The following is a 13,859-nucleotide window of genomic DNA, read 5'->3' as shown; positions in this document are numbered from 1 at the left end:
GCCCGTGGCGGCGGACGCGTCGGCGTCCGAAGCGTCGGAGCCGCCAGAGCCGTCTGAGCCGTGTGAGCCGTCTGCATCGTCGGAGTCGACAAAGCCGTCCGGGCCGTTCGAGTCGTCCGAGTCGTCCGAGTTGTCCGACGAGCCCAGCGTCCCGCGGCAGGCGCGCCGCATCGGCCATGTGTGCGAGCCGGGGATGCTCAGTTCCCGGGCGGCCGTCGGGATCGCCTTCGGCGTCGGGGCAGCCATGCGGGACATGCGGCAACCGGTCGGTACGGAGCGGGACACGGACCCCGATCCGTCGAAGTGCCCCGACCCGCTGGAGCACCCCGATCCGGCGGCGGCCGCGGACGCGGCGGGTGTCGAGAACCTGCTGCGCTGCTGGGTCCGGGAGAGCGGTACGCCGCGCCCGCCCGGCGCCCACCTCCGGCTCCCGCTGGACGCCACCGGCACCACCCTGCGCATCCCCGTCCGCTACTGGTCGGCGACCGGCTGCCACCGCTTCGGCCCGCCCGTACTGGAGGAGGCGCCGGAAGGCGCGCCGACTGTGGACGCCGTCACGTTGGCCGCCCTGCTGCACCGCGAGGCGGCCTTCGGCGGGTCCGACGCTGCTGAGCGGCCCGGCGCGTTCATCGAGGAGGCCACGGAGGGACCCGCGGAGGGGGCCACGGAGGGGACTGCAGAGGGAGCCGCCGAAGGATCCCCCGGAGGATCCCCCGAGGGCGCCGCCGAGCTGATCGGCCGCGTGGCCGACTCCGTACGCTGCACCGCCGCCATCCTCGCCGACCGGCGGACCCGTCCCGCCGGCTCGCACGCCGACCGCTTCCTCGAAGGCGAGCAGTCGCTGATCCTGGGGCACCCGCTGCACCCCACACCGAAGAGCCGCGAGGGCCTCTCCGAGGGGGACCTGCGCGCGTACTCCCCGGAGCTGCGCGGCTCCTTCCCGCTGCACTGGCTGGCCGTGCACCGCTCCGTACTGGCCGCGGACTCGGCCTGGACCGCGCGCGGCCGTGCCGTGCCGCCCGGCCGGCTCGCCGCCGATCTCACCGGTGACGGCCTCGAACTGCCCGGCGACACCGTCCCGTTGCCGCTGCACCCGTGGCAGGCCCGCGAGGTACGGCACCGCCCCGACGTCGCCGCGCTCCTGGACGCCGGCCTGCTGCACGACCTCGGCCCGCACGGCCCGCACTGGCACCCCACCTCCTCCGTGCGGACCGTCCACTGCCCCGGCGCGGACGCCATGCTCAAGCTCTCCCTCGGGCTTCGGATCACCAACTCGCGCCGGGAGAACCTCCGCAAGGAGCTGCAGCGCGGCGTCGAGGTCCACCGCCTCCTCCGCAGCGGCCTCGCCGCACAGTGGCGCGCGGCCCACCCGGGCTTCGACATCGTCCGCGACCCGGCCTGGCTTGCCGTGACGGGCACCGACGGCGAGCCGGTCCGCGGCCTCGACGTCGTCTTCCGGCACAACCCCTTCGGGCCGGACGACGACGCCGTGTGCGTCGCCGGCCTCACCTCGCCGCGGCCGTGGCCGGGCCACGAGGGCCTGCGTTCCCGCCTCGCCGACCTCATCGGCACGCTGACCGCGCGCACCGGCCGGCCCGCCGGAGCGGTCGCCGCCGAGTGGTTCCTGCGGTACCTCCACGCCGTCGTACGGCCCGTCCTGTGGCTCGACGGCACCGCGGGCGTCGCGCTGGAGGCCCACCAGCAGAACACCCTCGTCCTGCTCGACGCGGACGGCTGGCCGAGCGGCGGCCGGTACCGCGACAACCAGGGCTACTACTTCCGCGAGTCCCGGCGCGCCGAGCTGGACCGGCGGCTGCCCGGCATCGGCGTCGAGAGCGACACCTTCGTGCCCGACGACGTCACCGACGAGCGCTTCGCCTACTACCTCGGCATCAACAACGTCCTCGGGCTGATCGGCGCGTTCGGCGCGCAGGGGCTCGCGGACGAGGGCGTACTCCTCGCGGCCTTCCGACGGTTCCTGACCGGGGCCGCCGCCGAGCCGGCGGCGCACCGCTCGCCGCTCCCCGAACGCCTCCTCGCCGCCCGGACCCTGCGGTGCAAGGCCAACCTGCTCACGCGGCTGCACGGCCTGGACGAGCTCGTCGGGCCGGTCGACACCCAGTCCGTCTACGTCACCCTCCCCAACCCCCTGAACCCGTGAGCCATGAGGCCACCGACCCGTGCCCCCGTGAGCCCACGAGAGGAGCACCCCGCCGTGCCCCCCACCGAACCCCCGGCCTCCCTGGCCCCCGCCCCGGACACGGCCCCGGCCCCCGCTCCGGACCCGGCCGCCGCCTCCGCCGGGAGCGTCCTCGCCCCCTGTGACGCTCTGCGTGACACGGTCGACCTCCGGCTGCCGCCCGAGCTGACCGTCCTCGGGGCCGAGGACACCGTTCCGCAGCTGCGCCCCGGCGACCCGGCGGCCGGCCCGCTCCTCGACGCGCTCGCCGGATGGGGCCCCGCCGAGACCCCGGCCGGGCCCTTCCAGCTCGTACCCGTCCGGCCGGAGCGCGACCTCGCGCTGATCGCCGGCTGGATGAACGACCCGGCCGTGGCCGCGTTCTGGGAGCTGGCCGGGCCGCCCGGGACCACCGAAGCGCACCTGCGGACCCAGCTCGACGGCGACGGCCGCAGTGTGCCCTGCCTGGGCGTGCTGGCCGGCGTCCCCATGAGCTACTGGGAGATCTACCGCGCCGATCTCGACCCGCTCGCCCGCTACTACCCGGCCCGCCCGCACGACACCGGTGTGCACCTGCTCATCGGCGGCGTCGCCGACCGCGGCCGCGGCCTGGGCAGCACCCTGCTGCGGGCCACCGCCGACCTCGTCCTGGACCACCGCCCGCAGTGCGGCCGGGTCGTCGCCGAGCCCGACCTGCGCAACACCCCCTCCATCGCCGCCTTCCTCAGCGCCGGCTTCCGCTTCGCCGCGGAGACCGAGCTGCCCGACAAGCGCGCCGCCCTGATGATCCGCGACCGCGCCCTGCGCACCGTCCTGTGATCCGCCACCGGCCCCGGACCCCGGCCCACCCCGCTCACGCCCTCCCCGTAACCCCTCCCTCCCTCAACAATCCGCTGCGAATTCCCTTATGCCGCTCACCCCGAGCACCGAGGAGCCAGCCTTGTCACCTTCCGCCCAGCCCGCCCATACCACCGGCCGTACAGAACCGACCGGCGCCGCCGCCCCGAGCGGCCCGGCCGACGCCACCGTTCCGACCGGCCCGAGCGGCCCGGCCGACGCTGCCGATCCGACCGGCCCGAGCGGCCCGGCCGACGCTGCCGATCCGACCGGCCCGAGCGGCCCGGCCGACGCTGCCGATCCGACCGGCCCGACGGGCTCCGCGTCCCCCAGCGCCCCCGCCGACGCGGCCTGGCGGCGCGCCGCCCGCCGCCTCCTCGCCAAGACGCTCGCGGAGCTGGCGTACGAGGAGGTCATCGCCCCCGAGCCGGACGGCACCGCCCCCTGCGGCAGCCAGCGCTACCGCCTTCGCCTCACCCCCGAGGTCACGTACCGCTTCCACGCCCGCCGCGGCGCATACGGGCACTGGCGCGTCGACCCGGACTCCGTCACGCCCACCGGCGACCCCCTGCACTTCCTCTTCCACGCCCACGACACCGCCCTGGGCCTGAGCGGTGACACCACCGGCCACCTCATCCGCGAGCTGACCGCCACGCTCGCCGCCGACACCCGGCTGGACGCCACCGCCCTCACCGCCGCCGAGCTGGCCGACCTCGACTACGCGGCCCTCGAAGGCCACCAGACCGGCCACCCCTGGCTGGTCGCCAACAAGGGACGGCTCGGCTTCTCCGCCGCCGACGCCGAGCGCTGGGCCCCCGAAGTCCGCACCCCCTGCCGGCTGCCCTGGATCGCCGCCCACCGCGACCTCGCGCGCTACCGCGGCACCGGCCCGCTGGCCACCCCCGACCGTCTCTACTCCGAAGAACTCACCCCCGATCTCCGCAACGCCTTCGCCCGCACCCTCGCCGACCAGGGCCTCGACCCCGACGACTACCTCTATCTCCCCGTCCACCCCTGGCAGTGGGACGAGACCATCGCCCCGCTCTACGCCCCCCAAATCGCCGGCAAATTCATCGTCCCACTCACCACTGACAACGACCTCCGGCTGCCGCAGCAGTCGATCCGCACCTTTCTCAACACCAGCCGCCCGCACGCCCGCACGGTCAAGCTCCCCCTGTCCGTGCTGAACACGCTCGTCTGGCGCGGCCTGCCCACCGAGCGCACCCTCGCAGCCCCCGCCGTCACCGCCTGGGTCCAGGGCCTGCGCGACGCCGACCCGTATCTCCGCGACGAGACCCGCGTGATCCTCCTCGGCGAGACCGCGTCCGTCACCGTCGAACACCCTCTGTACGACCGCCTCCCCGGCGTCCCGTACCAGTACAAGGAACTGCTCGGCTGCATCTGGCGCGAGCCGGTCGCCCCGTTGCTCGATCCCGGGGAGCGCGCCCGCACTCTCGCCTCGCTCCTGCAGACCGACCCGCACGGCCGCGCGCTGACCGCCGAGCTGGTGCACCGCTCCGGGCTCGCGCCGCGCACCTGGCTGCGCCACCTCTTCGCCGCCCTGCTGCCGCCGCTGCTGCACTTCCTCTACCAGTACGGCACCGTCTTCTCCCCGCACGGCGAGAACGCCATCGTCTGCTTCGACGCGCACGACGTGCCCACCCGCCTCGCGGTCAAGGACTTCGTGGACGATGTGAACACCACGGACGGCCCGCTGCCCGAACTGGCCGCCATGCCCGAGGACGTACGCGAGACCCTGCTCACCGAACCGCCCGGGTTCCTGACCCAGTTCATCCATTCCGGGCTGTTCGTCGGCGTGTTCCGCTACCTGGCGCCGTTGTGCGAGGAGCAACTCGGCGTACCCGAAGGTGACTTCTGGTCACTCGTACGGGCCGAGATCCTGCGCCACCACGAGCGCTTCCCGCACCTCAAGGAGCGGCACACGATGTTCGACCTGCTCACCCCGCAGATCGAGCGGCTCTGCCTCAACCGCAACCGTCTCCACATGGACGGTTACCGTGATCGTCCGCACCGCCCGCACGCCGCCGTGCACGGCATGATCCCGAATCCGCTGCACGCCCCCTGACGCGCCCGTGCGACCGGCCACGGACCGGCCTGGACGCGGTGGAGTGTCAGTGGGCCCGCGTAGGGTGGCAACGCTATGACGAAGCCCTCCCTCCCCGAACTGCTCCATGCCGCCGTCACCGCCGTCGGCGGCACCGAGCGCCCCGGCCAGGTCGCCATGGCCGAGGCGGTCGCCGAGGCCGTCGACGACGGCACCCACCTGCTCGCCCAGGCCGGCACCGGCACCGGAAAGTCCCTCGGCTATCTGGTCCCGGCGCTGGCGCACGGCGAGCGGGTGGTGATCGCGACGGCCACTCTGGCGCTCCAGCGCCAGCTGGTCGAGCGCGACCTGCCGCGTACGGTCGAGTCGCTGCATCCGCTGCTCCGCCGCCGGCCGCAGTTCGCCATGCTCAAGGGCCGGTCGAACTATCTCTGTCTGCACCGCCTCCACGAGGGCGTGCCGCAGGAAGAGGAGGAGGGCCTGTTCGACCCCTTCGAGCAGGCGACGCCGACGAGCAAGCTCGGCAAGGACCTGCTGCGGCTCCGGGACTGGGCGGACGAGACGGAGACCGGCGACCGGGACGCGCTGACGCCGGGCGTCTCCGACCGGGCGTGGGGCCAGGTCTCGGTGACCTCCCGGGAGTGCCTGGGCGCATCGAAGTGCGCGTACGGCGCGGAGTGCTTCGCGGAAGCCGCCCGGGAGCGGGCCAAGCTCGCCGACGTCGTCGTCACGAACCACGCGCTGCTCGCGATCGACGCCATCGAGGGCGCGCCGGTCCTGCCGCAGCACGAAGTACTGATCATCGACGAGGCCCACGAGCTGGTCTCCCGGGTCACCGGCGTGGCCACGGGGGAGCTCACTCCGGGCCAGGTCAACCGCGCGGTGCGGCGCGCCGCCAAGCTCGTGAACGAGAAGGCCGCCGACCAGCTGCAGACCGCCTCCGAGACGTTCGAGCGGCTGATGGAGCTGGCGCTGCCGGGCCGCCTGGAGGAGATCCCGGAGGACCTGGGGTACTGCCTGATGGCGCTGCGTGACGCCGCCCGTACGGTGATCTCCGCGCTCGGCTCGACCCGCGACAAGTCCGTCCAGGACGAGGACGCCGTACGCAAGCAGGCGCTGGCCTCCGTGGAGAACGTGCACGCGGTCGCCGAGCGGATCGCGAACGGCTCCGAGTACGACGTGGTCTGGTACGAGCGGCACGACCGCTTCGGCGCCTCGCTCCGTGTCGCCCCGCTGTCGGTGTCGGGGCTGCTGCGCGAGAAGCTCTTCGACGACCGCTCGGTCGTGCTGACCTCGGCGACCCTCAAGCTCGGCGGCGACTTCAACGGCGTGGCGGCCTCGCTGGGACTGGCCCCCGAAGGCACGCAGGGCGAGGACGTGCCCCCGTGGAAGGGCCTGGACGTCGGCTCGCCGTTCGATTACGCGAAGCAGGGCATTCTGTACGTCGCCAAGCATCTGAACCAGCCGGGGCGCGAGGGCACCCGTACGGACATGCTGGACGAGCTGGCGGAGCTGGTGGAGGCGGCCGGCGGGCGCACGCTCGGGCTGTTCTCCTCGATGCGGGCCGCGCAGGCGGCCGCCGAGGCGCTGCGCGGCCGCCTGGACGTGCCGATCCTGCTGCAGGGCGAGGAGACGCTCGGCGAGCTGATCCGGGCGTTCGCGGCGGATCCCCGTACGTGCCTGTTCGGGACGCTGTCGCTGTGGCAGGGCGTGGACGTGCCGGGGGCGAGCTGCCAGCTGGTGGTCATGGACCGGGTGCCGTTCCCGCGCCCCGACGATCCGCTGATGAGCGCCCGCCAGAAGGCCGTGGAGGAGGCCGGCGGGAATGGCTTCATGGCGGTCGCGGCGACGCACGCGGCGCTGCTGATGGCCCAGGGCGCCGGCCGCCTGATCCGCGCCTCCGGGGACCGCGGCGTGGTCGCCTGCCTGGACCCCCGGGTCGAGCGGGCGCGGTACGGCTCGTTCCTGCGCGCCTCGATGCCCGGCTTCTGGTACACCACCGACCGCAACCAGGTCCGCCGCTCCCTGGCGGCGATCGACGCGGCGGCACAGGCGGCGGAACAGGCGCCGGAACAGACCCCGCAAGCGGCCACGGAAGAGGCCGCGGAGCAGACCGCGGAGGCGGACGCCTCCTAGCCCTCCGGGAGCCCGCAGACGGACGTACGCGGGCTCCGGGCGAGACGTACGCGGGCCCCGCAGGGGGACATGCGCGGGCCCCGGACACCAGTCGATGTCCGGGGCCCGTCACGCCGATCGCAGCCTGCCCCGCGAGGGCGGCTGCGGTGCGGCCACGTGCGTACTCACACTCGGCGGAGCACCGCCACGACCTTGCCGAGAATGGTCGCCTCGTCGCCGGGGATGGGCTGGTACGCGGCGTTGTGCGGCAGCAGCCACACATGGCCGTCCTCGCGCTTGAAACGCTTCACCGTGGCCTCGCCGTCGAGCATCGCGGCGACGATGTCGCCGTTCTCCGCGACCGGCTGGCGGCGGACCGTGACCCAGTCGCCGTCGCAGATCGCGGCCTCGACCATGGAGTCACCGACGACCTTCAGCACGAACAGCTCGCCGTCGCCCACCAGCTGCCGGGGGAGCGGGAAGACGTCCTCGACGGACTCCTCCGCGAGGATCGGGCCACCGGCGGCGATCCGGCCCACCAGCGGGACGTACGACGCCGCGGGCTTGCCCGTGGTGTCCGCCGGGGCCGAGGCGGGCTGGTCCGAGCCGCGGACCTCGTACGCCCGCGGGCGGTGCGGGTCGCGGCGCAGGAAGCCCTTGCGCTCCAGGGCCATCAGCTGATGTGCCACCGACGACGTGCTCGACAGGCCCACCGCCTGGCCGATCTCGCGCATGGACGGCGGATACCCGCGCCGTTGGACGGAGTCCCGGATGACCTCGATGACCCGCCGCTGCCGGTCGGTGAGGCCCGAGCTGTCCGCACGGATTCCTGGAGGCCGCCCCGGCAGCGAGCGTGCCGGCTTCTGGCCCTCCGGGCTCACCGTGGCGTCGTCCACCGGCGGTTTCTGCGCCGGCTCGAAGCGGCCCTGGGAGTGGCTTTGTGCGGCGATGATCGCGCTGTCTGCGGTGGTGGTCACGTCGGCCCCTCTCGGAATGTTCTCCCTAGTTAGCCAACGGTAGTTGCTTTCGAAAGGTTGCGCCAAACACACGTTCGAGTGAAAATCCGTGGATTAGCTGACCTGATCAGGGAATCGGGTGTATGGCCGACGGGCGGCCGAAAGGCGATAACGGGCATTACGGTACCGTTCCCGCCGGGAATCCCCGGCGGCGGGTCCCCGCTCCTCCGCGGTTCCGCGACGATCACGGCCTGGCCGCCGTGACCTGCCCAAGTCTGTCATTGCCGCCCCTCCGCAGCGGTCACCGGGGGGTCTCACGTACCCTCGTGGCTGCTGCGCCGCCGCGACACGCGGTTGTGTGCATTTTCTCGCCCGGCACCACATGTAGTGCTTGGATGGGCGACAGCCACCAGACGTTGTGGTCCATGGTCTTCTTCGGCCCGTGGATCGCCTATGCTTGTGGTCGCTCCGGAGGCCCCCGTTCGGGCCCTGTCCGGGCTATCAGCCGTACGCCGAATTGGGTGGCGTACGTCCGTTTTCGAGGGTGAGGAGGGCAAGCCATGCACTGCCCCTTCTGCAGGCACCCCGACAGCCGGGTCGTGGACAGCCGCACCACCGACGACGGCACGTCGATCCGTCGCCGCCGGCAGTGCCCCGACTGCTCCCGGCGGTTCACGACGATCGAGACGGCGTCACTCACGGTGATCAAGCGGAGCGGGGTCACCGAGCCCTTCAGCCGCGACAAGGTCATCGCCGGCGTGCGCAAGGCGTGCCAGGGCCGGCCGGTCACCGAGGACGCGCTCGCCAAGCTCGGCCAGCGCGTCGAGGAGGCGGTCCGCGCGACCGGCAGCGCAGAGCTGTCCACCCACGATGTCGGGCTCGCCATACTGGGCCCGCTCCAGGAGCTGGACCTCGTGGCGTACCTGCGCTTCGCGAGCGTGTACCGGGCGTTCGACTCGCTCGAAGATTTTGAGGCGGCCATCGCGGAGCTGCGTGAGCAGCGGCCGCCCTCGCACCACTGCGGGAACTGCGGGGAGGCCGAGAATTCGGCGGTCCCCGTGCCCGCCCCCGCCGCCGACTGAGCTCGGCGCGCGACCCGGACCTCGCCGGAGCTGAGCAGGAGCCCCGGCGCAGCAAGACATACACCGTGCCACGGGAAGAAGTGTGCACATCAGGGCGTTTACGCCCGTACAGGGAGGCGGCATGACAGAGACGACGAGCGGCCCGGCGCGAGGCTCCCGAAAGGGCAGCAAGGCGAGCAAGGGTCTGCGTATCGAGCGCATTCACACCACCCCCGGCGTGCATCCGTACGACGAGGTGGCGTGGGCGAGCCGAGACGTCGTCATGACCAATTGGCGCGACGGCTCGGTCAATTTCGAGCAGCGTGGCGTCGAGTTCCCCGACTTCTGGTCGGTGAACGCGGTCAACATCGTCACAAGCAAGTACTTCCGTGGCGCGGTCGGCAGCCCGGAGCGGGAGAAGAGCCTCAAGCAGCTCATCGACCGCGTGGTGAAGACGTACCGGAAGTCCGGTGAGGAGAACGGTTACTTCGCCTCCCCGGCCGACGCGGAGATCTTTGAACACGAGCTGGCGTACGCGCTGCTCCACCAGGTCTTCAGCTTCAACTCGCCGGTCTGGTTCAACGTCGGCACCAAGCAGCCGCAGCAGGTCAGCGCCTGCTTCATCCTCTCCGTCGACGACTCCATGGAGTCGATCCTGGACTGGTACAAGGAAGAGGGGATGATCTTCAAGGGCGGCTCCGGCGCCGGCCTGAACCTCTCCCGCATCCGCTCCTCCAAGGAGCTGCTCTCCTCCGGCGGCAACGCCTCGGGCCCGGTCTCCTTCATGCGCGGCGCCGACGCGTCCGCCGGCACCATCAAGTCGGGCGGCGCCACCCGCCGCGCCGCCAAGATGGTCGTCCTGGACGTGGACCACCCGGACGTCGAGGCGTTCATCGAGACCAAGGTCTCCGAGGAGGAGAAGATCCGCGCGCTGCGCGACGCGGGCTTCGACATGGACCTGGGCGGCGACGACATCGCGTCCGTCCAGTACCAGAACGCCAACAACTCGGTCCGCGTGAACGACGAGTTCATGAAGGCCGTGGAGTCCGGCTCGAAGTTCGGCCTGCGCGGCCGGATGGACAACGAGGTCATCGAGGAGGTCGACGCCAAGGGCCTGTTCCGCAAGATGGCCGAGGCCGCCTGGGCGTGCGCCGACCCCGGTATCCAGTACGACGACACCATCAACCACTGGCACACCTCGCCGGAGTCGGGCCGGATCACCGCCTCGAACCCGTGCAGCGAGTACATGCACCTGGACAACTCCTCGTGCAACCTCGCCTCGCTCAACCTCATGAAGTTCCTGCGCGACGACGACAAGGGCAACCAGTCGTTCGACGCGGAGCGCTTCGCCAAGGTCGTCGAGCTGGTCATCACGGCGATGGACATCTCCATCTGCTTCGCCGACTTCCCGACCGAGAAGATCGGCGAGACCACCCGCGCCTTCCGCCAGCTGGGCATCGGTTACGCCAACCTGGGCGCCCTGCTCATGGCCACCGGCCACGCGTACGACTCCGACGGCGGCCGCGCGCTCGCCGGCGCCATCACCTCCCTGATGACCGGTACCTCGTACAAGCGCTCCGCCGAGCTGGCCTCGGTCGTCGGCCCGTACGACGGTTACGCCCGCAACGCCGACGCCCACAAGCGCGTCATGAAGCAGCACGCGGACGCCAACGGTGCCGCCACGCGCATGGACGACCTGGACACCCCGGTGTGGGCCGCGGCCACCGAGGCGTGGCAGGACGTCGTCCGCCTCGGTGAGAAGAACGGCTTCCGCAACGCGCAGGCCTCCGTGCTGGCCCCCACCGGCACCATCGGCCTGATGATGGACTGCGACACCACGGGCGTCGAGCCGGACCTGGCCCTGGTCAAGTTCAAGAAGCTCGTCGGCGGCGGCTCGATGCAGATCGTGAACAACACGGTCCCGAAGGCGCTGAAGCGCCTGGGCTACCAGCCCGAGCAGGTCGAGGCGATCGTCGCCCACATCGCCGACCACGGCAACGTGATCGACGCCCCGGCCCTGAAGCCCGAGCACTACGAGGTCTTCGACTGCGCCATGGGCGAGCGCTCCATCTCCCCGATGGGCCACGTCCGCATGATGGCCGCCGCTCAGCCGTTCCTCTCCGGCGCGATCTCCAAGACGGTCAACGTCCCGGAGACCGCCACGGTCGAGGAGATCGAGGACGTCTACTTCCAGGGCTGGAAGCTCGGCCTGAAGGCGCTCGCGATCTACCGCGACAACTGCAAGGTCGGCCAGCCGCTCTCCGCCAAGAAGAAGGAGGAGGAGAAGAAGGCCGAGCCGGTCGCCGAGAAGAAGGTCGTCGAGTACCGCCCGGTCCGCAAGCGTCTCCCGAAGGGCCGTCCCGGCATCACCACCTCCTTCACCGTCGGCGGCGCCGAGGGTTACATGACGGCCAACTCCTACCCGGACGACGGCCTGGGTGAGGTCTTCCTGAAGATGTCCAAGCAGGGCTCGACCCTCGCGGGCATGATGGACGCCTTCTCCATCGCGGTCTCGGTCGGCCTCCAGTACGGCGTGCCGCTGGAGACCTACGTCTCGAAGTTCACCAACATGCGCTTCGAGCCGGCCGGCATGACGGACGACCCGGACGTGCGGATGGCGCAGTCGATCGTCGACTACATCTTCCGCCGCCTGGCGCTGGACTTCCTGCCCTTCGAGACCCGCTCGGCGCTCGGCATCCACTCCGTCGAGGAGCGCCAGCGCCACCTGGAGACCGGTTCGTACGAGCCGGCCGAGGAAGAGGTGGACATCCAGGGCCTGGCCCAGTCCGCCCCGCTGACCCCGGCGACCCAGCACTCCGCGCCGACCTCCACCCAGGAAGTCGTCGAGGAGACCGCGGCACCGGCCCCGAAGCAGGCGCACACCAACGCGGAGCTGGTCGAGATGCAGCTGGGCATCAACGCCGACGCCCCGCTGTGCTTCTCCTGCGGCACGAAGATGCAGCGCGCCGGCAGCTGCTACCTCTGCGAGGGCTGCGGCTCCACGAGCGGCTGCAGCTGACGCGAGCGACAGCGCACCGGACGCGGCCGCTGAGCGTCCGCTCCGGAGGGCGCTGAGCCGCACCTGAGCGAGGGCGCCGACCATCGGTCGGCGCCCTCTCGGCCGTGGCGGGGCGGGCGTGGGGCGCCGCGTGGTGAACAGGCGCGTGACGCGGCTTGGCCGGCCGGGCCCGGTCACCGTCCGGCGGTGCCGGGCCTGTTCCCCATCGACGAGGCGAAGTCATCGGGGTCGGCGTCGTACCCGCGCACCCCGCCGACGAGCTGCCATTCCCCGTCACCGTCCCGGACGAACTCCGCGACCACCGCGGCCGTGGCGCCGGGACAACGGCCGAAGTCGTCCTCCGCCAGCACTTCGTAGCCCTCCAGGACGCGCACGAGGGTGTGCGGTATGTCGCCGAAGGTCCGGTGCCCGCCCCGCTGCTGGATGGCGACGCCCACCACCACCCGGCCGTACCTCTCCGCCAGTCGCGAGAATTCCAGCGTCATCGCCTCGTCGACGCCGAACCCCTGGCCCGTCCTGCTGTCCCGGTTCAGGGTGATCGTGCCGTCGGGGGAGCGGCTGTCGAAGTGCACGAGGTACGCGGGCTCGCCGTACAGCGCGTCCGTGGTGTACGTCGCGGCGATGATGTCGAGGTCGTTGGCGGGCTCGCCCTGGGGGCTCGGGTCCCATTTCAGCGTGACCTCGGCCTTGTCGATCCCCTTGTTGAGACTGCTCACCAGACTTCCCTTCTTCCGCCCCGGAGCACCGTGGCTGGGCCGTCCGCCTGCCGCCGGTGTTCCGGTGGAGACCGGTCCGGCGGCCAACCACCGGCTGCTTCCCAGGACTTGCCCATGCTGCTGCTTCCCGTGAATCACCCATGCTGCCACGAGGGTGTGACAAGCAGGGTGCGCCCGCCCTCATCCGCCATGTACGGCGCATGAGTTGAAGTGTGCGTACTGTGACGCGCAGTGACACGAGAGACGCCAGGGGCCGTACGATGGCGCGGTGCTGGTCAAGTGGATTCGCTGCACTGTTGTGGACCGTCGGGGGTTCGAACGGGGGCAGCGCAAATGGGCGGGGCTGCCCGGAGAGCCGGGCTTCCGAGGGCAGGGCGGCGGCTGGAGCCGTACTCGCCCCGGCGTCGCGCACCTCGTGGCCTTCTGGGAGAGCAGGGCGTTCTACGACTCGTTCATGGCGAGATCGCACGACCGCCTGGCCGCCGCGCAGATCGGCACGTACAAGAACGGCCAGACCCGCCTCTTCGAACACGAGCTGGACGTGAAGGTCGGCTTCCGTCCCGTCTTCGCGGACGCCGACGTGCTGCGGCTGGCGTACTGCCAGGTCAGGCCGGACCGGGTCGACCACTACAAGCTGATGCAGGAGAAAGTCTGGAACCCCGCGATGGCGGGCTCCCCCGGGATGCTGCGCGGCCTGTTGGGGCGCGCCCCGGGGGAGGAGTTCCTGGTCCTCTCGATGTGGCAGTCGGCGGCCGAACGCGGCAAGTACCGCCCCGAACGCCTCGAACGCCTGGCCCTGCGGGCCCAGACGGCCGCGGACATCGTGGGGATCACGGGGGACGTGGTCGATCTGGAGCCTTCTTGGACGGTGTGACGGCGTAACGGCGTAACGGTGTCGCGCCGTGACCTCG

9 protein-coding genes are annotated in these 13,859 nt (G+C 71.8%); 7 read left to right on the top strand and 2 right to left on the bottom strand.

The annotated features are described in order from the left end of the window. Positions 1–253: 253 nt before the first annotated feature. The 4 genes from ACZ4MH_RS25595 (at position 254) to ACZ4MH_RS25580 (ending at position 7,217) form a co-directional block, all read left to right on the top strand. Complete coding sequence (locus ACZ4MH_RS25595) at positions 254–2,161, top strand: IucA/IucC family protein (RefSeq protein WP_351589891.1); 1,908 nt, start codon at positions 254–256, stop codon at positions 2,159–2,161. Positions 2,162–2,215: 54 nt separating this feature from the next. Then, on the top strand, positions 2,216–2,998 hold the full coding sequence (locus tag ACZ4MH_RS25590) for a GNAT family N-acetyltransferase (RefSeq protein WP_351589826.1): 783 nt from the start codon (positions 2,216–2,218) through the stop codon (positions 2,996–2,998). A 121-nt stretch (positions 2,999–3,119) separates the two neighbouring features. Continuing rightward, positions 3,120–5,102 carry an IucA/IucC family protein gene (locus ACZ4MH_RS25585; protein ID WP_467754700.1) on the top strand — a complete coding sequence of 661 codons (1,983 nt, stop codon included), beginning with the start codon at positions 3,120–3,122 and terminating at the stop codon, positions 5,100–5,102. 75 nt (positions 5,103–5,177) lie between these two features. After that, positions 5,178–7,217 carry an ATP-dependent DNA helicase gene (locus tag ACZ4MH_RS25580; protein WP_351589820.1) on the top strand — a complete coding sequence of 680 codons (2,040 nt, stop codon included), beginning with the start codon at positions 5,178–5,180 and terminating at the stop codon, positions 7,215–7,217. 164 nt (positions 7,218–7,381) lie between these two features. Here the strand turns inward: ACZ4MH_RS25580 and lexA are convergent, their stop codons facing one another. After that, positions 7,382–8,173 carry a transcriptional repressor LexA gene (gene lexA / locus ACZ4MH_RS25575; protein WP_351589818.1) on the bottom strand — a complete coding sequence of 264 codons (792 nt, stop codon included), beginning with the start codon at positions 8,171–8,173 and terminating at the stop codon, positions 7,382–7,384. Between the two features lie 539 nt (positions 8,174–8,712). On the opposite strand from lexA, the gene nrdR reads away from it, so the two are divergent. Further along, positions 8,713–9,234, top strand: coding sequence for a transcriptional regulator NrdR (nrdR, locus tag ACZ4MH_RS25570; protein WP_030260734.1), 522 nt, complete (start codon positions 8,713–8,715; stop codon positions 9,232–9,234). Positions 9,235–9,355: 121 nt separating this feature from the next. Next, positions 9,356–12,232, top strand: a complete 2,877-nt coding sequence (locus ACZ4MH_RS25565; RefSeq protein ID WP_351589814.1) for a vitamin B12-dependent ribonucleotide reductase — start codon at positions 9,356–9,358, stop codon at positions 12,230–12,232. Positions 12,233–12,405: 173 nt separating this feature from the next. On the opposite strand, the gene ACZ4MH_RS25560 is transcribed toward ACZ4MH_RS25565, so the two are convergent. Further along, on the bottom strand, positions 12,406–12,948 hold the full coding sequence (locus ACZ4MH_RS25560; RefSeq protein ID WP_351589812.1) for a TerD family protein: 543 nt from the start codon (positions 12,946–12,948) through the stop codon (positions 12,406–12,408). Positions 12,949–13,216: 268 nt separating this feature from the next. On the opposite strand from ACZ4MH_RS25560, the gene ACZ4MH_RS25555 reads away from it, so the two are divergent. Continuing rightward, a complete protein-coding gene (locus ACZ4MH_RS25555) occupies positions 13,217–13,822 on the top strand; it encodes a YdbC family protein (RefSeq protein ID WP_351589809.1) in 606 nt (201 codons plus the stop codon). The last annotated feature ends 37 nt before the right edge of the window (positions 13,823–13,859 follow it).

It is taken from the genome of Streptomyces sp. NPDC026301 (assembly GCF_055567935.1).
This window is presented reverse-complemented; position numbering and strand designations above follow the sequence as displayed.

What these genes read in the sequence shown, in the direction of transcription:
- ACZ4MH_RS25595 (WP_351589891.1), top strand. Translation starts at nt 254, where the DNA reads ATGCGGCAACCGGTCGGTACGGAGCGGGACACGGACCCCGATCCGTCG.
- ACZ4MH_RS25580 (WP_351589820.1), top strand. Translation starts at nt 5,178, where the DNA reads ATGACGAAGCCCTCCCTCCCCGAACTGCTCCATGCCGCCGTCACCGCC.
- nrdR (WP_030260734.1), top strand. Translation starts at nt 8,713, where the DNA reads ATGCACTGCCCCTTCTGCAGGCACCCCGACAGCCGGGTCGTGGACAGC.
- ACZ4MH_RS25565 (WP_351589814.1), top strand. Translation starts at nt 9,356, where the DNA reads ATGACAGAGACGACGAGCGGCCCGGCGCGAGGCTCCCGAAAGGGCAGC.